Raw genomic sequence first — 21,597 nt, forward strand, 5'->3', positions numbered from 1 at the left:
AGTGCGGTTATGAATAAACTTGTTTTTGTGTTGCAGAGATTACCTCAAATTTTGCAAATTTGCGATAAAATTCTATGAATTTCGCCAAAAATGCTCGATTTTCTTATTTTTTAGCAAGGTAATCCATAGCAAATAAAAAGGCAAACTCGTAACCTTTTGCACCCAAACCGCAAATAACACCTTCAGCCACATCGCTAAAATAAGAATGATGACGAAATGGTTCACGTTTATGCACGTTGGATAAGTGAATCTCCACAAAAGGAATTGAAACGGCTAAAAGTGCATCGCGCAATGCTACACTGGTATGGGTATAAGCCGCAGGATTAATTAAAATAAAATCGACTTGCTGAAAACTTTCGTGGATCTTATTAATTAATTTTTCTTCACTATTGGCTTGAAAACATTCCACTTTTACATTGTGCTGAGTGGCTAAAGTTTGTATTTTCTCTTCAATGGATGCAAGAGAAATACTGCCATAATGTTTTGGCTCGCGAGCCCCTAACATATTTAAGTTCGGGCCATTTAACAGCAAAATTCTGTGTGTTTGCGACATTTTTAATCCTTTTTGTGTGGTGCATTATACTGGTTTTTCGATTTTTGGTGGTCGAATCAGATAATTTTAGTGATAAATTCAGATTCTAAATCCACAATAGGTAAATTAGAAGCAGGCCAAGCACGTAGCACTTGATATTCCATCAAATCTAACGTGTCTAAGCCTGGAGTCACATTCGGGGTGTATTGTTGTGCGATTCGCGCAAGTTGAGAAAGCCCTAAACTGCTTTCGATACTTGAACTAATAACCGCTTTTAGACCTAACGAATGGGCTTTCTTAATAAGTTCTGCACAACGTTGAATTGAACCAATTAAAGTGGGTTTGATTACGACAGCCGATAAGTGCGGTTCTTTTTCTAGGCAAAAATTAGGCTCTCGCAAGGATTCATCCCATGCAATCACGATGTCGGTTTGAGCTGCAAATTCACGGCTGAGTTCTTGTGTTTTACAAGGTTCTTCTAAAAATTGAATACGTTTTCTATGTTGCGGTTTGACTTTAGCGGCAAATTGTAACGCTTTTTCTAACGACCAATGTCGGTTTGCATCTAGTCGTAATTGTAAATCGGGAATGGCTTCTAAAAACATATCGGCAATTAATCCATCGCGATTGGCTTCGTATATACCCACTTTCATTTTTGCCACTTTTTCGCCTTCTATGCTCGCAAGTTTGGCGTACAGTTCATCTGTATCGCCATAACAAAGTGGTGCTGTATGGTAATTGCCTTCAGTTTGTAAATAACCTTTCATTTCATCCATTGCGCAACTGATACCAAAAGCAACGGAGGGATAGGTGCCATTTAATGGTACGCGAGGTGCGTCACAGCTTGCATTGCACCATGTTGTTAGCCATTCAATTGCTTGTTCTTGAGCTTGGTCTAAGGTTTCTTCGCTAAAACCAGGTAGCGGGGCGATTTCTCCCCAACCGTCTCGGCTGCAACTCACTCTTACGATTAAGCCTTCACGGCGTTTTAAAAAACGATCACGCAGAATAAGTTGGCTATCAACGGGGATGGAATAACGGTAAAGATTGAAGGATTTTTGTGCCATGCTTGCTCCCAATGCAAAAGTGCGGTCAAAATTCACGAAGATTTTTAACCGCACTTTAGAACGATAAATTAAGGGTTACGTCTGAATTTGCTGAAGTCTGGAGCGCGTTTTTCGTTAAACGCATTGCGACCTTCTTGACCTTCTTCAGTCATGTAGAACAACATTGTCGCGTTACCCGCTAATTCTTGAAGACCCGCTTGGCCATCACAATCCGCATTTAATGCTGCTTTCAAACAACGAATTGCGATTGGGCTATTGCGTAACATTTCACGACACCAACGCACAGTTTCTTTTTCAAGATCAGCGTAAGGCACAACCGTATTGACTAAGCCCATATCTAATGCTTCTTGTGCATTATATTGACGGCATAAGAACCAAATTTCACGTGCTTTTTTCTGACCCACTAAACGAGCCATATAGCTTGCGCCCCAACCACCATCGAATGAACCAACTTTTGGCCCAGTTTGCCCGAAAATGGCATTTTCAGCAGCAATGGTTAAATCACAAAGCATATGAAGTACGTGACCGCCACCAATAGCATAACCAGCCACCATTGCCACCACAGGTTTTGGACAAGAACGAATATCGCGTTGGAAATCCAATACATTTAAGTGATGTACGCCGCTATCATCTTTATAACCGCCGTAATCGCCACGCACTTTTTGGTCACCACCAGAACAGAATGCTTTTTCGCCTTCGCCAGTTAATACGATAACACCAATGTTTTCATCGAAACGAGCATCAGAAAATGCAGTGATCATTTCTTTCACTGTTTGTGGACGAAATGCATTACGAACTTCTGGGCGGTTAATCGTGATTTTAGCAATACCGTCAGTGGATTTATGATAGCGAATATCGCTATAGCCTTCACTGTGATCGACCCATTCAACAGGCGCATATAACACATCATCTTTTGGATTTTGCATAAGAATTCCTTTTAATTAACGTAAAAAAGTGCGGTCATTATAACGGAAGTTTTTCAGATCAGGAAAACTAAATTCATTTGTTGCTTTATCTGTTGTGAAGATATTGCTAGAATTTTGCGTATTCTCTCTTTTATAAGGATCAAATGTGAAATTAATTGCAACCTTAGGTATGGCAGCATTGTTATCTAGCTGTTCAATGTTTGGTAGCCAACAATCCGTAATTCCAGCGGAATTTGCGGGGGCAGATTACCAACTGTCTGATCAAGATTCAAAACAATGGGCAATTGCAAGTAAGCAAGTAGAACAATGCGTTTACCCAAATTTAACTCGTATTTTACAACAGCATTTTTCTAAAGAAGATAGCTATATTCACTCACAATATGTCTTTTTCTATCCGTTGGAAAAAATTATTGGCGAACAATATGTGAAGATTATCCAAGCCGATGAAAAATCAATGAATTATGCAAGCTATCAGTTTAAAAAATTCCGTACCGAAATGGGTAATGTTGAGCCTTTAACTGAACAGGCTTGTTTTAAATTGCGTAACGAAGCACGCGATGATTTGGCTGTCGTGAAAGGTCAATATAAAAATGGTATGTTGGAAGTGCAAAAAAATGAAGATGGCACACCAAAAAATTCTGATGGCATTGCAACCAATCAAAATAAATTCTTCTTTGATATTATCAAATGGGGATCGATGTTGTTGCTTTAGTCTAAAATTCAATGGAATAAAAAACCGCACTTTAAAGTGCGGTTTTATTTTTCATTCTTTCTAGCTAAAAATTACGCTAATTTTTTGATTTGTGCAGCTAATTTAGATTTGTGATTTGCTGCTTTGTTAGCGTGGATTAAGCCTTTAGAAGCCATACGATCAACAACTTTTTGCATTTCAACGAATGCTGCTTCAGCTGCTGCTTTTTCACCTGCTGCTACTTGAGCATATACTTTTTTGATGTAAGTACGCATCATAGAGCGTTGGCTTGCGTTATGTTGGCGGCGTTTTTCAGATTGAACCGCGCGTTTTTTTGCTGACTTGATATTAGCCAAGGTCAAACTCCTAAAATTTCTGTTGATTGATAGACAAAATAAAGGGCGTCAATTTGCCGATTTTGTATGTTTTTGTCAATGAAAAATTTGTGTTGATTTCGGTGAGACACAACCGAAAGTAAGCATCGTTATTTTTACAAGCTCTTTCAATAGGGGCTCACACAAACGATGTGCGACGGATTTTATCAGTTTTTTTTCACGGAATATAGCGTAAAAACAAAATTTCTATACAATTAGGCAAAAATTTTAGGGTAGAGAAGAATATTTTGAGTAAACGACTTTTAAAATCTAGCATTGTTGTTAGTTCTATGACTTTATTATCAAGAGTGTTAGGTCTTGTTCGCGATGTAGTTATCGCACATCTTATTGGTGCAGGCGCGGCAGCAGACGTTTTTTTATTTGCTAATCGTATCCCAAATTTTCTTCGCCGTTTATTTGCTGAGGGAGCTTTTTCTCAGGCTTTTGTGCCTGTTCTCGCTGAATATCAACAATCTGGCGATATAAATAAAACCCGTGAATTTATTGGAAAAGTTTCTGGTACTCTTGGAGGATTGGTCAGTATTGTTACGATCCTTGCAATGGTTGGTTCGCCTGTCGTTGCCGCTTTATTTGGGATGGGATGGTTCACTGATTGGATAAATGATGGCCCTGATGCACATAAGTTTGAACAAGCCTCTCTTCTTCTTAAAATAACCTTTCCTTATTTATGGTTTGTCACTTTTGTCGCACTTTCTGGCGCGGTACTTAACACAATCGGGAAATTCGGCGTGATGTCTTTTTCGCCTGTACTCTTAAATATAGCGATGATTTCCACCGCACTTTTCCTTGCGCCACAAATGGACAATCCAGATCTTGCACTGGCTGTCGGGATTTTTCTTGGCGGCTTATTGCAGTTCTTATTCCAAATTCCCTTTATGAAACAAGCAGGTTTACTAGTGAAACCCAAATGGGCTTGGCGGGATGAAGGCGTAACCAAAATTCGTAAATTAATGATCCCTGCGTTATTTGGTGTATCGGTAAGTCAAATTAATCTTTTGCTGGATACTGTGATTGCAAGCTTTTTAATGACAGGTTCAATTAGCTGGTTGTATTATTCTGACCGCTTATTGGAATTTCCTCTTGGTTTATTTGGTATTGCTATTTCTACCGTAATTTTGCCAACGCTTGCTCGCCACCACGTTAATCGTGAAGGCGATTCAGCTAAAAGTGCGGTTGATTTTCGTAATACAATGGATTGGGGCGTGCGAATGATTTTATTACTTGGCGTTCCTGCAGCCATTGGTATTGCTGTATTGGCTCAGCCAATGTTACTGACTCTCTTTATGCGTGGAAATTTTATGCTAAATGATGTTCATGCCGCCTCTTATTCTTTATGGGCATTTAATGCGGGGTTACTTAGCTTTATGTTGATTAAAATTCTCGCCAATGGCTATTACGCCCGCCAAGATACCAAAACACCAGTAAAAATTGGCATTATTGCAATGATAAGCAATATGGGCTTTAACTTATTAGCAATTCCTTTCAGCTATGTAGGATTAGCCATTGCTTCAGCGATGTCGGCAACTCTTAATGCTTATTTGCTCTATCGCGGCTTAGCCAAAGCGGATGTCTATCATTTCTCACGTAAAAGTGCGGTCTTTTTTGTGAAAGTTTTATTGGCAGCAATTGCAATGGGGGCAGCAGTTTGGTATTACGTACCTGAAATCAACCAATGGGCGAAAATGGATTTCTTTATGCGTGTTTATTGGCTTGTTTGGTTGATTGTCTTAGCCGCCATAGTTTATGGCGCAACGTTGATTTTATTAGGCGTTCGAAAACACCATTTGCTGACAAAAAACTAACTTCTCGCTATAATGCCGAAATTCTCTTATTTTCATGGATAAGGACATGCAATTAATTCGCGGGCTTCACAATGTAAATCGTGTTTTACAAGGTTGTGCGCTAACGATCGGCAACTTTGATGGCGTGCATTTAGGGCATCAAGCCGTCCTTCGCCATTTGCGTCAAAAAGCTGACGAATTAAATTTACCCATGGCGGTATTGTTATTTGAAGCTCAGCCGCGTGAATATTTTATGGGGGAAAATGCTCCAGCCCGTTTAATGCGTTTGCGTGACAAAATTTGTTATCTCGAAAAAGCGAAGGTTGATGTCGTAATTGTGGCGAAATTTGACCGCACTTTTGCCGAACAACCAGCTGATGTGTTTATTGAGCAAACGCTTGTTAATCATCTACATGTGAAATTTTTAAGCATTGGCGATGATTTCAAGTTTGGTTCAAAACGCCAAGGCAATTTTGCAATGTTGCAAGAAGCTGGTAAGCGTTTCGGTTTTGTTGTTGAAGATAACCGTAGCTTTTGTCTAGATGAACAGCGAATTAGTAGTACTGCAATTCGCGAAGCGTTAGCGAATGATGACTTACAACTTGCAAAAAATTTACTCGGTAAACCTTATCGTATTTTCGGGCGTGTGATTCATGGGAATAAGTTGGGCAGAACAATTGGATTTCCAACGGCAAATATTCGTTTGCATAGACAAGTCAATCCAATCAAAGGTGTTTATGCCGTAAAAGTGCGGTTAAAATCGGGTGAGATTTTTAACGGCGTGGCAAATATGGGAAAACGCCCAACTATAAATGGATTAATGCAATTATTAGAAGTGCATTTATTTGATTTTTCTCAGGATATTTATGGCCAAATGGTGGAAGTCGAATTCTGCCACAAGATTAGAAACGAGATTAAATTTCCGTCTTTTGATGATTTAAAACTGCAAATTGAGAAAGATGTAGAAACAGCGAAAGCGTTTTTTAACAGTTAATTTTAAAATATAAAAATTGGAAAATAAAATGACAGTCGATTACAAAAACACTCTTAACCTACCGGAAACCAACTTTCCAATGCGTGGCGATTTAGCTAAGCGCGAACCTGTAATGTTAAAAAATTGGTACGAGAAAAATCTTTACCAAAAAATTCGTGAAGCGAGTAAGGGTAAAAAATCTTTTATTTTGCATGATGGCCCTCCGTATGCGAATGGTAACATTCATATTGGTCACGCTGTAAACAAGATTCTGAAAGATATTATTATTAAATCCAAAACAGCATTAGGTTTTGATTCGCCTTATATCCCAGGTTGGGACTGTCATGGTTTACCAATTGAACTTAAAGTTGAAGGTTTAGTAGGTAAACCAAACGAGAAAATTACGGCGGCTGAATTTCGTCAAAAATGTCGCGAATATGCTGCGGAACAAGTCGAAGGTCAGAAAAAAGACTTTATCCGTTTAGGTGTGTTGGGCGATTGGGATAATCCATACCTCACGATGAATTTCGATACTGAAGTGAATATTATCCGTACTTTAGGTAAAGTGATTGAAAACGGTCATTTATACAAAGGTTCAAAACCAGTTCATTGGTGTTTAGACTGCGGTTCTTCTTTGGCTGAAGCAGAAGTAGAATATGAAGACAAAGTTTCTCCATCTATCTATGTTCGTTTCCCAGCAGTAAGTGCGGTTGAAATTGAAGAGAAATTTAATACGGTCAGTAAAGGGCAAGGTAAATTATCTGCTGTTATTTGGACAACCACACCTTGGACAATGCCATCTAACCGTGCGATTGCAGTAAATGCCGAATTAGAATACAACTTAGTACAACTTGGCGATGAGCGCGTGATCTTGGCCGCTGAATTAGTTGAATCCGTAGCGAAAGCGGTGGGCGTAGAACAAGTTGAAATTTTAGGTTCAGTAAAAGGTCAGGCGCTTGAGTTAGTACGCTTTAACCATCCGTTCTATGATTTCACTGTACCAGTAATTTTAGGTGATCACGTGACCACTGATGGTGGTACGGGTTTAGTACATACCGCACCTGATCACGGTTTAGACGACTTTGTCGTGGGTAAACGATATGATTTACCGATGGCGGGTCTTGTTTCTAATGATGGTAAATTTATTTCAACGACTGAATTCTTTGCTGGCAAAGGTGTATTTGAAGCAAATCCGCTTGTGATAGAAAAATTACAAGAAGTAGGTAATTTATTAAAAGTTGAAAAAATCAAACACAGCTATCCACACTGCTGGCGTCACAAAACCCCAATTATTTTCCGTGCGACACCGCAATGGTTTATCGGTATGGAAACGCAAGGTTTACGCCAACAAGCATTAGGCGAAATCCAACAAGTTCGCTGGATTCCAGATTGGGGTCAAGCACGCATCGAGAAAATGGTGGAAAATCGCCCAGACTGGTGTATTTCACGCCAACGTACTTGGGGCGTGCCGATGACGTTGTTCGTGCATAAAGAAACAGAAGAATTGCATCCTCGAACATTAGAATTACTTGAAGAAGTAGCGAAACGTGTAGAGAAAGCCGGTATTCAAGCATGGTGGGATTTAGACGAAAAAGAATTATTAGGTGCGGACGCAGAAACCTATCGCAAAGTGCCAGATACCCTTGATGTATGGTTCGACTCAGGATCGACTTATTCTTCTGTTGTCGCGAATCGTCCAGAATTTAATGGTCAAGATATCGATATGTATTTGGAAGGTTCTGACCAACATCGTGGTTGGTTTATGTCTTCTTTAATGCTTTCTACGGCAACAGACAGCAAAGCACCATATAAACAAGTATTAACCCATGGCTTCACGGTGGATGGTCAAGGCCGTAAGATGTCAAAATCTATCGGTAACATCGTGACTCCACAAGAAGTAATGGATAAATTTGGTGGCGATATTTTACGTTTATGGGTTGCTTCAACAGATTATACGGGCGAAATGACTGTTTCTGACGAAATCTTAAAACGTGCAGCGGACAGCTATCGTCGTATTCGTAACACCGCGCGTTTCTTATTGGCAAACTTGAATGGTTTTGATCCAAAACGTGATTTAGTTAAACCAGAAGAAATGATTAGTCTAGATCGTTGGGCTGTGGCCTGTGCCTTAGATGCGCAACATGAAATTAAAGATGCGTACGATAACTACCAATTCCACACAGTGGTACAACGTTTAATGCGTTTCTGTTCGGTAGAAATGGGTTCATTCTATTTAGATATTATTAAAGACCGTCAATACACCACCAAAGCAAGCAGCCTTGCGCGTCGTAGCTGCCAAACTGCGTTATGGCATATTGCTGAAGCATTAGTTCGTTGGATGGCACCGATCTTATCTTTCACTGCCGATGAAATTTGGCAACACTTGCCACAAACCGAAAGTGCTCGTGCAGAATTCGTATTTACTGAAGAATTTTATCAAGGCTTATTTGGTTTAGGCGAGAATGAAAAATTAGATGATGCTTACTGGCAACAACTGATTAAAGTTCGTTCTGAAGTGAACCGCGTATTAGAAATTTCTCGTAACAATAAAGAAATAGGCGGCGGTTTAGAAGCAGAAGTGACCCTTTATGCGAATGACGAATATCGTGCATTGTTAGAACAATTAGGCAATGAATTACGTTTTGTATTAATTACCTCAAAAGTAGATGTAAAATCTTTATCGGAAAAACCTGCTGATTTAGCGGACAGCGAATTAGAGGGTATCACAGTAAGCGTAACACGTTCTAACGCAGAAAAATGCCCTCGTTGCTGGCATTATTCTGACAAAATTGGGGTAAACCCAGAACATCCAATGCTTTGTCCACGTTGTGTAGAAAATGTAGTGGGCAATGGAGAAGTTCGACACTTTGCATAATTAAATTCATTGTAAAACCAAAAAGTGCGATTGATTTGCTCAGCCCTCAAAAGTTAGACTAAATAAGCAACAATTATGGGCAGATTAATTCGCCGCACTTTTTCTATTAAGGAGCAAACAATGGCAGAAGAAACAATTTTTAGTAAAATTATCCGTAAAGAAATTCCGGCAAATATCGTCTATCAAGATGAATTAGTCACTGCATTTCGTGATATTTCCCCTCAAGCTAAAACACATATTTTGATTATTCCAAATAAAGTAATTCCCACAGTGAATGATGTGACGGAGAAAAATGAAGTAGCTCTAGGTCGATTATTCAGTGTAGCGGCTAAACTCGCTAAAGAAGAAGGCATTGCGGAAGATGGTTACCGCCTAATTGTGAATTGCAATAAACATGGTGGGCAAGAAGTATTCCATTTACATATGCACTTAGTTGGTGGAGAACCTTTAGGTAGAATGTTAGCGAAATAATGAAAAAATATTTTCTAATTTTGGCGAGCTTTATGCTCGCGGCTTGTTCAATTTCAGAGCAAAACTTAACTTATTCAACAAAGCCGATTTTGAATATTACGTCGTCTCTTTCGCCTTTAATTCAAGTTGAAACGACTCAAAAATCAGCGGTTATAAAAAATAAAAGTCAGCAACTTTTGAATATAAGTTACCATTTATATTGGTACGATCATTTAGGGGTAACCCAAATTTGGGAAAATCAGCAAGAAAGCTATTCCGCTCAATTTTTGCTAAAACCACAAGAGCAAAAATCAATTGATTTAACTAAACCTACTGTAGAAAGTAAAAATTACCGCCTTTATTTAAAATAATTTATGAGTACCTTGTTAATTGATTTAAAAGGAAAAGAGTTGGAACAAGAAGAAGTTGAGTTACTTTCGCACCCTCTTGTTGCAGGATTGATTTTATTTACTCGAAATTTTGAAGACAGAGAACAAATTCAAGAATTAATTCGTTCTGTTCGCCAACGAGTAAAAAAGCCTTTATTAATTACGGTGGATCAAGAGGGTGGACGAGTTCAACGTTTTCGTGATGGATTTACAATATTGCCTTCAATGCAGGCTTTTCAAGAAACACTATCAGCAACTGAACAAGTGAGTTTTGCTAAAGAAGCAGGTTGGCAAATGGCAACAGAAATGATTGCCTTGGATATTGACTTGAGTTTTGCACCAGTGCTGGATTTGGGGCATGAATGTCGAGCGATTGGTGATCGCAGTTTCTCATCTGATGTAAAAAGTGCGGTAAATTTAGCCACCGCTTTTATTGATGGTATGCATCAAGCAGGTATGGCATCTACGGGTAAACATTTTCCCGGTCATGGTCATGTATTAGCCGATTCTCACTTAGAAACACCTTATGATGATCGCACAAAAGACGAAATTTTTGGTTGCGATCTCCAACCTTTCCAGCAATTGATTGCACAAAATAAACTTGATGCGATTATGCCTGCTCACGTGATTTATTCGCAATGTGATAGTCAGCCTGCAAGTGGTTCAGAATATTGGTTGAAAGAAATTTTACGCAAGAAATTAAATTTCCAAGGTACAATTTTTTCCGATGATCTAGGAATGAAAGGCGCGGGAGTAATGGGGAATTTTGTAGAGCGTAGTAAAAAAGCACTCAATGCAGGTTGTGATCTTTTGTTATTGTGCAATGAACGAGAGGGCGTAATTCAAGTGGTGGATAACCTAAAACTGGCTAAAAATCAACCGCACTTTATGGCTCGTCAAGCTCGCTTACAAAATTTATTTAAACGTAGAGTGATCGATTGGAATGATCTGGTTTCAGATCTACGTTGGAAACTGAATTACCGAAATCTCGCAGATATTCAAATCCGTTGGCTAGATATTCAGGCTGCAAAAAAATGATTGATTGTCAATACTATCAACAAAATGAATGTCGTTCTTGCCAATGGCTTGAAATACCTTATGACCAACAGATCGCTGAAAAACAACATCATTTAAAACAACAACTTATCTCTCTTGATTGTTCTGACGTTCACTGGTTAGCTCCTTTTAAATCCAATGAACAAGGCTTTCGTAATAAAGCTAAAATGCTTGTTAGTGGTAGTGTGGAACGCCCAATACTTGGTATTTTAAAAAATCCTAATGATCCACAAAGTGCGATTGATTTGTGTGATTGTCCTCTTTATCCTGCTCATTTCTCAATAATTTTTTCAATCCTCAAAGATTTTATTGGTCGCGCAGGTTTAGTACCTTATAACATTGCTAAACAAAAAGGCGAGCTTAAATATATTTTACTGACAGAAAGTATCGCAACAGGAAAATTAATGTTGCGTTTTGTGTTACGTACAGAAAATAAATTGCCGTTAATCCGTCGAGAATTACCAAAATTATTAGAAAAACTACCGCACTTAGAAGTGGTTAGCGTTAATTTGCAACCACTGCACGCTGCTATTTTGGAGGGAGAACAAGAAATTTTTCTGACAGAACAACAATTTTTGCCAGAAAATTTCAATAATATTCCGCTTTTTATTCGTCCACAAGGCTTCTTTCAAACTAATCCTAAAGTGGCGGAGGGATTATATGCAACCGCTCAACAATGGGTATCTGAATTACCTATTTATAACCTATGGGATCTATTTTGTGGTGTAGGTGGATTTGGCTTACATTGCGCCAAAGCGTTACAGGAAAAATGGGAAAAACCCACAGAATTAACGGGAATTGAAATTTCTTCTTCTGCTATTTTAGCGGCGAGTAATTCTGCTAAAATACTGGGGTTAGAATATATAAATTTTCAATCTCTAGATGCAGCAAGCGTGATTGAAAATAAAAATGAAAATAAGCCAGATCTTGTGATTGTAAATCCACCACGTCGTGGAATTGGAAAGAAATTAAGTGAATTTCTTAACGAAATGCAATCAGACTTTGTTTTATATTCTAGTTGTAATTCTGTCACAATGGGTAAAGATTTCACTTATTTGACCCATTACAAACCATTAAAAATTCAACTTTTTGATATGTTTCCACAAACATCTCATTATGAAGTATTAGTTCTATTACAAAGAAAAAAGAATAATCAAAAAATATAAATAGTTTGAGGATTTGAAAGAAGGGTGGTGGAACTAAGCAGAATTGGTCTTAACAGCAAGTGGCTTACTGCACGCATCCCTGCGGGATTTCTACCCAGCCCACCATAGATTAGAAAATGCATCTCGGTGTTCTAGCTTTTGCAGCATAAAACTATGCAATAAGGTTTAAACCTTTAAAGCCACTATATCAGGAGACCAATCCTGTCTTCTTACAATATCCGTAAGAAGTGAAGCAATGATAAAATCCTTTATATTAATTGTCAATTAATGTTTTGAATATTCTTTCCAATTAAACAAAAACCACCCAAATTGATTTCGGATGGTTTTATTTTGAATAAATTATGATGAAAAATTATCTTGCGCCATATACAACGATGGTTTTTCCATGGGCATGAATAAGGTTCTGATCCTCTAACATCTTGATAATTCGTCCCACAGTTTCCCGTGAACAACCCACCATTTGCCCTATTTCTTGGCGTGTAATTTTGATTTGCATACCATCAGGATGGGTCATTGCATCGGGTTGTTTAGCTAAATTCATCAGTGTTTGAGCGATACGCCCTGCTACATCTAAGAATGCAAGGTTACTTACTTGACGTGATGTATTTTGCAAACGTCTTGCCAATTGTGCGGTTAAAAACATTAAGATTTCTGGGTTTGCTTGAATTAATTGACGATATTTTTTATAAGAAATCTCAGCAATTTCACATGTTGTTTTTGTTTTTACCCAAGCTGATCGTTTTGAACCCTCATCAAATAATCCCGCTTCTCCAAAAAATTGTCCTGCACCTAAGTAAGTGAGAATCATCTCTTTGCCTTCATCATCTTTTGAAGACACCATTACAGAGCCTTTAATTACATAATACAACGTAGTCGCATCTTCCCCTGCGTGAATTAAAGTTGATTTTGCAGGATATTTATGCAAATGGCAGTGGGTAAGAAACCAATCTAAAATGGGATCATTCGGTGTTGTTTCTTCCTGCGGAGATGTTACAACATCATCAACTTCAGTTAATTCATTTGACATTCGTACTCCTTACATTCCTGTTTCAAAAATTCCGTTTTATTTTTGATGTTAATGGATTCATGCAATTCAGACCATACAATCACCGCAATTCCATTGCGAATTTGAGTCAGTAAAAGTTGTTTTTTTTGGTTGAGTGAAAGTTCTTCTATACCGTAATCAGTTCCTTCGCGTAAAATCACGCTTTCTACGATATTATCTAATGTTTCTGCTTCTAGTTCTTGCCAAGGAATAATCATATATTTACTCAGTAAAGTCAATTTAGGCAAAAAGTGGCTCGATAAAACGCCATTGTTGTTCAAAAGACTGGCTTGCATTCAGACGGAAATTAGTACGAACATAGCGCATAAATTGTCCTTCGCAAAGTATCACTAAATGCGAAGCAATTATGCGTTCATCCACATTAAAACCACGCCCTTCACGCAATTTTCGCATCTGTAAAATATTGACAAACTGCATTTCAAGACGATCGAAAAATTGTGCCACACGTGCTTGTAATTGTGCTTCTTCAAACATTAACGCGTGCCCTGTTAGAACACGTGTTAAGCCAGGATTTTTACGGGCAAAATCCAAAATTGTTTGTAAAATGTCGTGAATGCGATTCATTGTTTGAGTTTCGTTACGCATTGACGCTGTAATTCGGCTCAGCAAAGTATTTTCAATATGTTCAATTAATGCTTCAAACATTTTTGTTTTACTTGGGAAATAACGATACAGTGCCGCTTCAGATACACCAACTTCTTTTGCTAGACGAGCCGTTGTCATACGCTCCATACCACGTTCCGAATGAAGCATATGTATCAATACTGTAAGCACTTGCTGACGGCGTTCTTTTACCGTTCTTTTTTCAATTTTTGGAGTTTCAATTTTAGGCGCAATCTCTTCTACGCCTGATAAAGATAATTGTTCTTCTACCATAAATTATTGTTTACCTGAATGACCGAAACCGCCTTCGCCACGTTCGGTTTGTTGAAAATCTTCTACAATATTAAATTCAGCTTGTACCACAGGCACAAAAACAAGTTGAGCAATACGATCGCCAACTTCAATTTTGAATGGCTCATTTCCACGATTCCACATTGATACCATTAATGGCCCTTGATAATCGGAGTCAATTAATCCTACAAGGTTTCCTAGCACAATGCCATGTTTATGACCAAGACCCGAGCGAGGCAAAATTACTGCCGCTAAATTTGGATCCGCAATATAAATTGAAAGCCCCGTTGGAATTAATTTTGTCTCCCCCGCTTGAATTTCAAAAGTTTCATCGATCAACGCCCGCAAATCAAGACCTGCAGAACCTTCAGTTGCGTAAGTTGGCAGAGGAAATTCATTGCCAATACGAGGATCTAAAATTTTTACGTCAATTTTTTTCATGTAATACTCCGTTTGAAATTCATTCTGCGATTGATTGCCTAGGGTAATATACCCTAAGCTAGTTGCAATGTTACCCCCTTGGGGTAAACGTTCCCCAAAGGGGAACTACTATCACTATAATTAACCGTGGGTATACTTACCCTCGGTTAAACATCATTACGATAATATTTAATTACCTAGGGTAATATACCCTAGGCTAGTTGCAGTGTTACCCCCTTGGGGTAAACGTTCCCCAAAGGGGAGCTACTATTACTATAATTAACCGTGGCTATGCTTACCCGTGGTTAAACATCATTGTGATAATATTTAATTACCTAGGGTAATATACCCTAGGCTAGTTACAATGTTACCCCCTTGGGGTAAGCGTTCCCCAAAGGGGAACTACTATCACTATAATTAACCGTGGGTATACTTACCCTCGGTCAAACATCATTACGATAATATTTAATTACCTAGGGTAATATACCCTAGGTTAGTTGCAATGTTACCCCTTTGGGGTAAGCGTTCCCAAAGGGGAACTACTATCACTATAATTAACCGTGGGTATACTTACCCTCGGTCAAACATCATTACGATAATATTTAATTACCTAGGGTAAGTATACCCTAGGCTAGTTGCAGTGTTACCCCCTTGGGGTAAGCGTTCCCAAAGGGGAACTACTATCACTATAATTAACCGTGGGTATACTTACCCTCGGTTAAACATCGATTGTTTATATTGTTCAACAATCTCACTTACCAAATCCACCGCCAAATCTGCTTTCGATTGTAATGCCAGTGTTTTACTGCCATTTTTCCAGAAAAGCTGCAAGGCATTTTCATCAGCGTTAAAAACTTGTCCGCCAGATACATCGTTGGCACAAATCATATCAAGATTTTTGCGTTCAAGTTTATCTTTTGCATAATCATCAATATTTTGGGTTTCGGCTGCAAATCCAACAGTAAAAGGACGATGTGTTTTTAAATGTCCTACATCTGAGATAATATCGGGATTTTTGATTAACTTGATAGATATTTCATCCCCAGATTTTTTGATTTTTTGGTCAGCAACTTCAGCTACTCTGTAATCAGCAACTGCCGCACAGCCAATAAAAATTTGATTTTTCACCGTACTTTCAAGAGAAGCTTGCCACATATCTTGTGCTGAAATGACATTAATTCTATTTACATTTTTTGGTGTTGTTAAATTTACTGGCCCTGAAATTAACGTGACATTCGCCCCTCGTTTGGCAAAGGCTTCAGCAATCGCAAATCCCATTTTGCCTGAACTATGGTTAGAAATATAACGAACAGGATCGATTTCCTCACGAGTTGGGCCTGCTGTAATGGCGACATTTAATCCTTGTAGATCTTGTTTTTGAGAGAAAAAGTCAGAAAGTGCGGTAAAAATTTCCTCTGGTTCTGACATACGCCCTTTCCCCATATCGCCGCAAGCTTGAAAACCACTATTCGGGCCAATAAGCGTAATCCCACGTGTTTGAAGAACCGTTAAATTTTGTTGAGTAATAGATTGACGATACATCTGTTGATTCATTGCTGGGGCAAGAAAAATTGGCGCGTCAGTCGCAAGACAAATTGTTGAAAGTAAATCGTTCGCCATACCAACAGTAAGACGGGCGATAAAATCTGCACTAGCTGGCGCAATAACGATAGCATCAGCCCATTTGGCAAGCTCAATATGCCCCATCGCCAGCTCAGCTTGTGGATCAAGTAAGGATTGTGCGACAGCATTGCCAGAAATGGCTTGAAGCGTTAAAGGCGTAACAAATTCTGCCGCAGCAGGGGTTAATACTACACGTACCTCAGCTTCTGCTTTGCGTAATAAACGAATCAACTCTATTGTTTTATAGGCTGCAATACCGCCAGTTATACCGACTACAATATGTTTTCCGTTTAAATTCATTTTCTTACCTTGTTAGTACTCAACCACAATTTCGCCATTTTACTTGAATTTTGCCGAATACCCAATGCTATTTTTGCGATATGCATCGCAGATTTTGAATCACTTGCTCGTCAAAGCTAAAAAGTGCGGTCAAAATCTTTCTTATTTTTCTTTCATAAATTTATGGAAAACAATGATGATTTAATGCCACGGGAAAAATTGCTGGCATTCGGAGCAAAAGCATTAAGTGATTATGAACTACTTGCGATTTTTTTACGTACTGGTATCAAAGGTTGTCCTGTTATGTCACTTTCTAAAAATGTATTAACGCATTTTGGCTCCTTGCACGCTTTACTTTCCTCAGATAAAAAAGCTTTCTGTTCTGTAAAAGGCTTAGGTATTACGCAATTTATTCAACTACAAGCAATTACGGAAATGACCAAGCGTTATTTAAAGCAAGAGATGTTAAGTACGCCGATTATTAATGATCCTGAAACTGTAAAACTTTTTTTACTCACTGAATTGCAACACGAAGAAAGAGAAGTGTTTATGGTTTTATTTTTGGATAATCAACATCGTCTGATTAAAAAAGAGCGGTTATTTTTAGGTACAATTAATGTATCAGCGGTTTATCCTCGAGAAATTATTAAAGAAGCACTCTATTGTAATGCAGCGGCTTTAATTTTGGCACATAATCATCCTTCAGGTGTAACGGAGCCGAGTTATTCGGATCAGCTTATTACTAAAAAAATTCAAGATGCAGCTGAACTAATGGAAATTCGCGTGCTTGATCATTTAATTGTAGGGAAAAGCGATTGTTATTCTTTCGCGGAGAATTGTTTATTATAATTTTTTATAATATTGACCATTTTTTTACCGATTACATTCAGGAAAATCGCATTTACACTTGAGAAATGAAAACAAAGTCAGTATAATTTGCGACCTTTAATATAGTAAGCGGGTCGGATTAGTGCGACCTGACGAGGTAGCAAGCTAGGTTTAACCAGCTTTAAACAATCCGAACCGTAAGCTCGAGCTTATATTTAATTATTGGAGATTATTATGTCTAGAGTTTGTCAAGTAACAGGCAAGCGTCCAGCTGTGGGTAATAACCGCTCACACGCGATGAATGCGACACGTCGTCGTTTTCTTCCAAACCTTCACACTCACCGTTTTTGGGTTGAAAGTGAAAACCGTTTCGTAACCTTACGTTTAACTGCGAAAGGTATGCGTATTATTGATAAAAAAGGCATTGATGCAGTATTAGCTGAAATCCGTGCTCGTGGCGAAAAAATCTAAGGAGCTAAAAAATGGCAGCTAAAGGCGCTCGTGAGAAAATCCGTTTAGTTTCTACTGCAGAGACAGGTCACTTCTACACAACTGATAAAAACAAACGTAATATGCCTGAAAAAATGGAAATCAAAAAATTTGATCCAGTAGTGCGTAAACACGTTATCTATAAAGAAGCAAAAATCAAATAATATTGATTTAATTATTTTAAACCCGAGTAAAAACTCGGGTTTTTTATTTGTTCTTATTACAAACGTTTGCTTTTTATTTAACCGTTTGACTCGTAAGAAGTTAAATTTGCTTTTCATATTGCAAAAAAAATGTACAATTGTCCCCGTTTTGACGTAACCCTACATCAAAACCTGTTTCCAACCTAGCCCGTCCTGTGGGCAAACTAGGGTAAAAACAAAAAAGCTGAAACGCTTTTTTTAATAAGTAACGAGTCAAATGCCCTATCTGTCTGTTTTATAAACGGTAAATTTATCGCAAGGCACCCGACTTATTTTTTTCACCTCTTTTAGAAGGTTTTAATCAAAAATGACAATAATCACCCCTGTACAAGCAATTCTTGCTTCAAACCAACATTTTTTAGATCGCCAAGATGTAATGGAATCCAACGTACGTAGTTATCCTCGCAAATTACCTTTTGCCTATGCAAAAGCACAAGGCTGTTGGGTTACTGATGTTGAAGGTAATGAATACCTCGACTTTTTAGCAGGCGCAGGAACCCTTGCATTAGGACATAATCATCCTGTGTTAATGCAAGCCATTAAAGACGTATTAGATAGCGGATTGCCGTTACACACTTTAGATTTAACCACTCCACTTAAAGATGCGTTTAGTGAAGAATTATTGTCATTCTTCCCGAAAGATAAATATATCTTACAATTCACAGGCCCTTCTGGCGCAGATGCAAATGAAGCAGCCATCAAATTAGCCAAAACTTACACAGGGCGTGGCAATATCATCGCTTTCTCAGGCGGTTTTCACGGTATGACCCAAGGGGCATTAGCCTTAACAGGTAATCTTGGTGCAAAAAATGCCGTTGAAAATTTAATGCCGGGCGTACAATTTATGCCATATCCACACGAATACCGCTGCCCATTTGGCATTGGTGGAGAAGCGGGTGCAAAAGCAGTTGAACATTATTTTGAAAACTTCATCGAAGATGTAGAAAGCGGCGTGGTAAAACCTGCTGCGGTGATCTTAGAAGCAATCCAAGGGGAAGGTGGCGTTGTGCCAGCACCAATCAGCTTCTTACAAAAAGTACGTGAAGTTACCCAAAGACACGGTATTTTAATGATCGTCGATGAAGTACAAGCTGGTTTCTGTCGTTCTGGAAAAATGTTCGCCTTTGAACACGCAGGTATTGAGCCTGATATTATTGTGATGTCAAAAGCAGTTGGTGGCAGCTTACCATTAGCTGTATTAGCTATCCGTAAAGAATTTGATGCGTGGCAACCTGCAGGACATACAGGTACATTCCGTGGCAATCAATTAGCGATGGCGACAGGTTACGCTTCACTTAAAATTATGCGAGATGAAAATCTTGCACAAAATGCGCAAGAACGTGGCGAATACTTAACCAACGCATTACGTGAATTAAGCAAAGAATATCCGTGCATCGGCAACGTACGTGGTCGTGGCTTAATGATGGGCATTGATATTGTTGATGAACGCCAATCGAAAGATGCGACAGGGGCTTATCCACGCGATGGCGAATTAGCCGTTGCCATTCAAAAAGCCTGTTTCAAAAACAAACTCTTGCTCGAACGTGGCGGACGCGGTGGCAACGTGGTTCGCGTGCTTTGTGCGGTAAACATCAACCAAAATGAATGCGAAGAATTTATCAAACGTTTCAAGCAATCTGTAGCAGACGCATTGAAAGCCGTGAGAGGCTAAAGTGCGGTTAAATTTTTCAAAATTTTTGTGAATTTTGACCGCTTAGTAATTATCCTCCCTCTTTAAAAATAGGGGCAAGGGGGAATTTGATTACAATGTTTAATTACTCACAAAGTTGAATTTTCTTCTGCTAAATATCCCCTACCCCCTCTTTGCTAAAGAGGGGGAATCTTTTAGGAAATTAGATAACAATGTCAAACCTCAAACAACACAAACAAGCTTTGTTTTGCAACGATAGCAAAGCAATTACCGATTATGAAACAGCGATGCATAATGCGGTGCAAGCAGTCTCTGCTTGGCTGAAAAATGAAAAAATGTACACCGGCGGTTCAATCAAACAAATGCGAGCCTTAATAAGCGGTTTTAATCCGACGAAAGAGGGTATGGGTGTACAGAAATCACTCGATCATTTGGTAGAAATTTTCCTTAATCCAAGCCTTAAAGTGCATCATCCACACTCACTTGCCCATTTACATTGCCCAACAATGGTGGCAAGTCAAATTGCGGAAGTACTGATTAATGCGACCAACCAATCAATGGATTCGTGGGATCAAAGCCCAGCAGGTTCAATTATGGAGGAGCATTTGATCGACTGGCTACGCCAAAAAGCAGGCTACGGCAAAGGCACTTCGGGCGTGTTTACCTCTGGTGGCACGCAATCAAATTTAATGGGTGTGTTGCTGGCACGTGATTGGGCGATTGCGAAACATTGGAAAAATAATGATGGCTCCGAATGGTCAGTACAACGTGATGGTATTCCAGCGGAAGCAATGCAAAAAGTGAAAGTAATTTGTTCAGAAAACGCACACTTCTCTGTACAAAAAAATATGGCAATGATGGGAATGGGTTTCCAATCAGTCGTTACTGTGCCATCAAATACCAATGCACAAATGGATGTGATTGCACTTAAGCAAACACTTGCACAGCTTAAAGCCGAAGGCAAAATTACTGCCTGTATTGTTGCTACCGCAGGCACAACAGATGCGGGTGCAATTGATGACTTAAAAACAATCCGCAAACTTGCCGATGAATATCAAGCGTGGTTACACGTTGATGCTGCTTGGGGTGGCGCATTATTGCTTTCCAAAGATTATCGCCATTTCTTAGCTGGTATTGAATTAACCGACTCAATCACGCTAGATTTCCACAAACACTTCTTTCAAACCATTTCCTGTGGTGCATTTTTGCTCAAGGATCCAGCAAACTATCGCTTCATCGATTACAAAGCTGATTATCTCAATTCGGAATATGATGAAGCTCACGGCGTGCCAAACTTAGTGACAAAATCGCTACAAACAACTCGTCGTTTTGACGCATTAAAATTATGGTTTACCCTTGAAGCATTGGGAGAAGATCTTTACGCTTCAATGATCGATCACGGTGTAAAACTAACCAAAGAAGTCGAGCAATATATCAACGATACTCCAGCCTTAGAGATGCTTGTACCAAGTCAGTTTGCATCCGTGTTATTCCGTGTCGTACCAAAAGGCTATCCAGCTGAATTTATTGATACGCTAAACCAAAACGTGGCAGATGAACTCTTTGCACGAGGCGAAGCGAATATTGGCGTGACTAAAGTGGGTGACAAGCAATCACTGAAAATGACTACCCTAAGCCCGATTGCAACATTGGAAAATGTTAAAGCGTTATTAACTCAAGTACTAACAGAAGCAAATCGTATTAAAGACGACATCAAAAATGGTACTTACACACCACCCATTGATTAATTAGTCAATTAACACAAAAAATAACCGCTTGTATCTGAAGACAAGCGGTTATTCTGTAAAATAAAAATCTTTTAGCATAGATTAAACGAGATATA

The 21,597-nt window shown here is 38.8% G+C and carries 22 protein-coding genes; 13 read left to right on the forward strand and 9 right to left on the reverse strand.

All coding sequences use genetic code 11. From position 1 onward, the window contains the following. Nucleotides 1-103: 103 nt before the first annotated feature. The 3 genes from aroQ to menB form a co-directional block, all read right to left on the reverse strand. On the reverse strand, nt 104-553 hold the full coding sequence (gene aroQ / locus ACPT9C_RS00115; RefSeq protein ID WP_050948665.1) for a type II 3-dehydroquinate dehydratase: 450 nt from the start codon (nt 551-553) through the stop codon (nt 104-106). 56 nt (nt 554-609) lie between these two features. Continuing rightward, nucleotides 610-1,599 carry an o-succinylbenzoate synthase gene (gene menC, locus ACPT9C_RS00120; RefSeq protein WP_050948666.1) on the reverse strand — a complete coding sequence of 330 codons (990 nt, stop codon included), beginning with the start codon at nt 1,597-1,599 and terminating at the stop codon, nt 610-612. A gap of 68 nt (nt 1,600-1,667) precedes the next feature. After that, nucleotides 1,668-2,525 (reverse strand): 1,4-dihydroxy-2-naphthoyl-CoA synthase, encoded by an 858-nt coding sequence (menB, locus tag ACPT9C_RS00125; protein WP_005630980.1) that lies wholly within the window; start codon nt 2,523-2,525, stop codon nt 1,668-1,670. Nucleotides 2,526-2,670: 145 nt separating this feature from the next. Between menB and ACPT9C_RS00130 the strand changes: the two genes are divergently transcribed. After that, nucleotides 2,671-3,237, forward strand: coding sequence for a DUF5358 domain-containing protein (locus tag ACPT9C_RS00130; protein WP_050948667.1), 567 nt, complete (start codon nt 2,671-2,673; stop codon nt 3,235-3,237). Nucleotides 3,238-3,308: 71 nt separating this feature from the next. Here the strand turns inward: ACPT9C_RS00130 and rpsT are convergent, their stop codons facing one another. Beyond that, nucleotides 3,309-3,572 (reverse strand): 30S ribosomal protein S20, encoded by a 264-nt coding sequence (gene rpsT, locus ACPT9C_RS00135; protein ID WP_005548279.1) that lies wholly within the window; start codon nt 3,570-3,572, stop codon nt 3,309-3,311. A 266-nt stretch (nt 3,573-3,838) separates the two neighbouring features. Here rpsT and murJ point away from each other — a divergent pair, with 266 nt between their 5' ends. The 7 genes from murJ to rlmC all read left to right on the forward strand — a co-directional run bounded on the left by murJ (nt 3,839) and on the right by rlmC (nt 12,301). Beyond that, a complete protein-coding gene (murJ, locus tag ACPT9C_RS00140) occupies nt 3,839-5,413 on the forward strand; it encodes a murein biosynthesis integral membrane protein MurJ (protein WP_050948668.1) in 1,575 nt (524 codons plus the stop codon). A gap of 46 nt (nt 5,414-5,459) precedes the next feature. Beyond that, nucleotides 5,460-6,386, forward strand: a complete 927-nt coding sequence (gene ribF / locus ACPT9C_RS00145; protein WP_192888179.1) for a bifunctional riboflavin kinase/FAD synthetase — start codon at nt 5,460-5,462, stop codon at nt 6,384-6,386. Between the two features lie 28 nt (nt 6,387-6,414). Next, nucleotides 6,415-9,240 carry an isoleucine--tRNA ligase gene (gene ileS / locus ACPT9C_RS00150; RefSeq protein WP_118879790.1) on the forward strand — a complete coding sequence of 942 codons (2,826 nt, stop codon included), beginning with the start codon at nt 6,415-6,417 and terminating at the stop codon, nt 9,238-9,240. A gap of 120 nt (nt 9,241-9,360) precedes the next feature. Then, on the forward strand, nt 9,361-9,711 hold the full coding sequence (gene hinT, locus ACPT9C_RS00155) for a purine nucleoside phosphoramidase (protein ID WP_005651576.1): 351 nt from the start codon (nt 9,361-9,363) through the stop codon (nt 9,709-9,711). Continuing rightward, nucleotides 9,711-10,061 carry a YcfL family protein gene (locus tag ACPT9C_RS00160; protein ID WP_032824530.1) on the forward strand — a complete coding sequence of 117 codons (351 nt, stop codon included), beginning with the start codon at nt 9,711-9,713 and terminating at the stop codon, nt 10,059-10,061. Before hinT ends, ACPT9C_RS00160 begins: the two co-directional genes overlap by 1 nt. Nucleotides 10,062-10,064: 3 nt before the next feature. Continuing rightward, entirely contained in the window at nt 10,065-11,117 is a 1,053-nt protein-coding gene (gene nagZ / locus ACPT9C_RS00165) for a beta-N-acetylhexosaminidase (protein ID WP_050948671.1), read from the forward strand. Next, the gene (gene rlmC, locus ACPT9C_RS00170; RefSeq protein WP_050948672.1) at nt 11,114-12,301 is read left to right on the forward strand and encodes a 23S rRNA (uracil(747)-C(5))-methyltransferase RlmC; all 1,188 of its coding nucleotides are present in this window, start codon (nt 11,114-11,116) and stop codon (nt 12,299-12,301) included. The genes nagZ and rlmC overlap by 4 nt, the downstream gene beginning before the upstream one ends. 352 nt (nt 12,302-12,653) lie before the next feature. Here rlmC and crp read toward each other — a convergent pair whose 3' ends face one another. From crp to coaBC, 5 genes are all read right to left on the reverse strand, one after another. Further along, complete coding sequence (gene crp, locus ACPT9C_RS00175) at nt 12,654-13,328, reverse strand: cAMP-activated global transcriptional regulator CRP (protein ID WP_032824524.1); 675 nt, start codon at nt 13,326-13,328, stop codon at nt 12,654-12,656. Then, nucleotides 13,313-13,564 carry a YheU family protein gene (locus ACPT9C_RS00180; protein ID WP_032824522.1) on the reverse strand — a complete coding sequence of 84 codons (252 nt, stop codon included), beginning with the start codon at nt 13,562-13,564 and terminating at the stop codon, nt 13,313-13,315. Before ACPT9C_RS00180 ends, crp begins: the two co-directional genes overlap by 16 nt. Before the next feature lie 22 nt (nt 13,565-13,586). Continuing rightward, complete coding sequence (gene slmA / locus ACPT9C_RS00185) at nt 13,587-14,243, reverse strand: nucleoid occlusion factor SlmA (protein ID WP_050948673.1); 657 nt, start codon at nt 14,241-14,243, stop codon at nt 13,587-13,589. A gap of 3 nt (nt 14,244-14,246) precedes the next feature. Beyond that, nucleotides 14,247-14,702 carry a dUTP diphosphatase gene (gene dut / locus ACPT9C_RS00190; RefSeq protein WP_044330861.1) on the reverse strand — a complete coding sequence of 152 codons (456 nt, stop codon included), beginning with the start codon at nt 14,700-14,702 and terminating at the stop codon, nt 14,247-14,249. A 687-nt stretch (nt 14,703-15,389) separates the two neighbouring features. Beyond that, nucleotides 15,390-16,604 (reverse strand): bifunctional phosphopantothenoylcysteine decarboxylase/phosphopantothenate--cysteine ligase CoaBC, encoded by a 1,215-nt coding sequence (gene coaBC / locus ACPT9C_RS00195; protein ID WP_050948674.1) that lies wholly within the window; start codon nt 16,602-16,604, stop codon nt 15,390-15,392. 162 nt (nt 16,605-16,766) lie between these two features. Here coaBC and radC point away from each other — a divergent pair, with 162 nt between their 5' ends. The 5 genes from radC (at nt 16,767) to ddc (ending at nt 21,502) form a co-directional block, all read left to right on the forward strand. Further along, nucleotides 16,767-17,432, forward strand: a complete 666-nt coding sequence (gene radC / locus ACPT9C_RS00200; RefSeq protein ID WP_050846688.1) for a RadC family protein — start codon at nt 16,767-16,769, stop codon at nt 17,430-17,432. A gap of 213 nt (nt 17,433-17,645) precedes the next feature. Beyond that, nucleotides 17,646-17,882 (forward strand): 50S ribosomal protein L28, encoded by a 237-nt coding sequence (gene rpmB, locus ACPT9C_RS00205; protein ID WP_005542826.1) that lies wholly within the window; start codon nt 17,646-17,648, stop codon nt 17,880-17,882. An 11-nt stretch (nt 17,883-17,893) separates the two neighbouring features. Next, nucleotides 17,894-18,064, forward strand: coding sequence for a 50S ribosomal protein L33 (rpmG, locus tag ACPT9C_RS00210; protein WP_005613503.1), 171 nt, complete (start codon nt 17,894-17,896; stop codon nt 18,062-18,064). 346 nt (nt 18,065-18,410) lie between these two features. Continuing rightward, nucleotides 18,411-19,775, forward strand: a complete 1,365-nt coding sequence (locus ACPT9C_RS00215; protein ID WP_050948675.1) for a diaminobutyrate--2-oxoglutarate transaminase — start codon at nt 18,411-18,413, stop codon at nt 19,773-19,775. A 191-nt stretch (nt 19,776-19,966) separates the two neighbouring features. After that, nucleotides 19,967-21,502 (forward strand): L-2,4-diaminobutyrate decarboxylase, encoded by a 1,536-nt coding sequence (gene ddc / locus ACPT9C_RS00220; RefSeq protein ID WP_118879791.1) that lies wholly within the window; start codon nt 19,967-19,969, stop codon nt 21,500-21,502. Nucleotides 21,503-21,597: the final 95 nt, after the last annotated feature.

Origin of the sequence: Haemophilus sp. HN_Hi16 (assembly GCF_049823435.1) — a bacterium.
GTDB lineage: Bacteria > Pseudomonadota > Gammaproteobacteria > Enterobacterales > Pasteurellaceae > Haemophilus > Haemophilus influenzae_D.

What these genes read in the sequence shown, in the direction of transcription:
- aroQ (WP_050948665.1), bottom strand. Translation starts at nt 553, where the DNA reads ATGTCGCAAACACACAGAATTTTGCTGTTAAATGGCCCGAACTTAAAT.
- menC (WP_050948666.1), bottom strand. Translation starts at nt 1,599, where the DNA reads ATGGCACAAAAATCCTTCAATCTTTACCGTTATTCCATCCCCGTTGAT.
- menB (WP_005630980.1), bottom strand. Translation starts at nt 2,525, where the DNA reads ATGCAAAATCCAAAAGATGATGTGTTATATGCGCCTGTTGAATGGGTC.
- ribF (WP_192888179.1), top strand. Translation starts at nt 5,460, where the DNA reads ATGCAATTAATTCGCGGGCTTCACAATGTAAATCGTGTTTTACAAGGT.
- ileS (WP_118879790.1), top strand. Translation starts at nt 6,415, where the DNA reads ATGACAGTCGATTACAAAAACACTCTTAACCTACCGGAAACCAACTTT.
- hinT (WP_005651576.1), top strand. Translation starts at nt 9,361, where the DNA reads ATGGCAGAAGAAACAATTTTTAGTAAAATTATCCGTAAAGAAATTCCG.
- ACPT9C_RS00160 (WP_032824530.1), top strand. Translation starts at nt 9,711, where the DNA reads ATGAAAAAATATTTTCTAATTTTGGCGAGCTTTATGCTCGCGGCTTGT.
- nagZ (WP_050948671.1), top strand. Translation starts at nt 10,065, where the DNA reads ATGAGTACCTTGTTAATTGATTTAAAAGGAAAAGAGTTGGAACAAGAA.
- rlmC (WP_050948672.1), top strand. Translation starts at nt 11,114, where the DNA reads ATGATTGATTGTCAATACTATCAACAAAATGAATGTCGTTCTTGCCAA.
- crp (WP_032824524.1), bottom strand. Translation starts at nt 13,328, where the DNA reads ATGTCAAATGAATTAACTGAAGTTGATGATGTTGTAACATCTCCGCAG.
- ACPT9C_RS00180 (WP_032824522.1), bottom strand. Translation starts at nt 13,564, where the DNA reads ATGATTATTCCTTGGCAAGAACTAGAAGCAGAAACATTAGATAATATC.
- slmA (WP_050948673.1), bottom strand. Translation starts at nt 14,243, where the DNA reads ATGGTAGAAGAACAATTATCTTTATCAGGCGTAGAAGAGATTGCGCCT.
- dut (WP_044330861.1), bottom strand. Translation starts at nt 14,702, where the DNA reads ATGAAAAAAATTGACGTAAAAATTTTAGATCCTCGTATTGGCAATGAA.
- coaBC (WP_050948674.1), bottom strand. Translation starts at nt 16,604, where the DNA reads ATGAATTTAAACGGAAAACATATTGTAGTCGGTATAACTGGCGGTATT.
- radC (WP_050846688.1), top strand. Translation starts at nt 16,767, where the DNA reads ATGGAAAACAATGATGATTTAATGCCACGGGAAAAATTGCTGGCATTC.
- rpmB (WP_005542826.1), top strand. Translation starts at nt 17,646, where the DNA reads ATGTCTAGAGTTTGTCAAGTAACAGGCAAGCGTCCAGCTGTGGGTAAT.
- rpmG (WP_005613503.1), top strand. Translation starts at nt 17,894, where the DNA reads ATGGCAGCTAAAGGCGCTCGTGAGAAAATCCGTTTAGTTTCTACTGCA.
- ACPT9C_RS00215 (WP_050948675.1), top strand. Translation starts at nt 18,411, where the DNA reads ATGACAATAATCACCCCTGTACAAGCAATTCTTGCTTCAAACCAACAT.
- ddc (WP_118879791.1), top strand. Translation starts at nt 19,967, where the DNA reads ATGTCAAACCTCAAACAACACAAACAAGCTTTGTTTTGCAACGATAGC.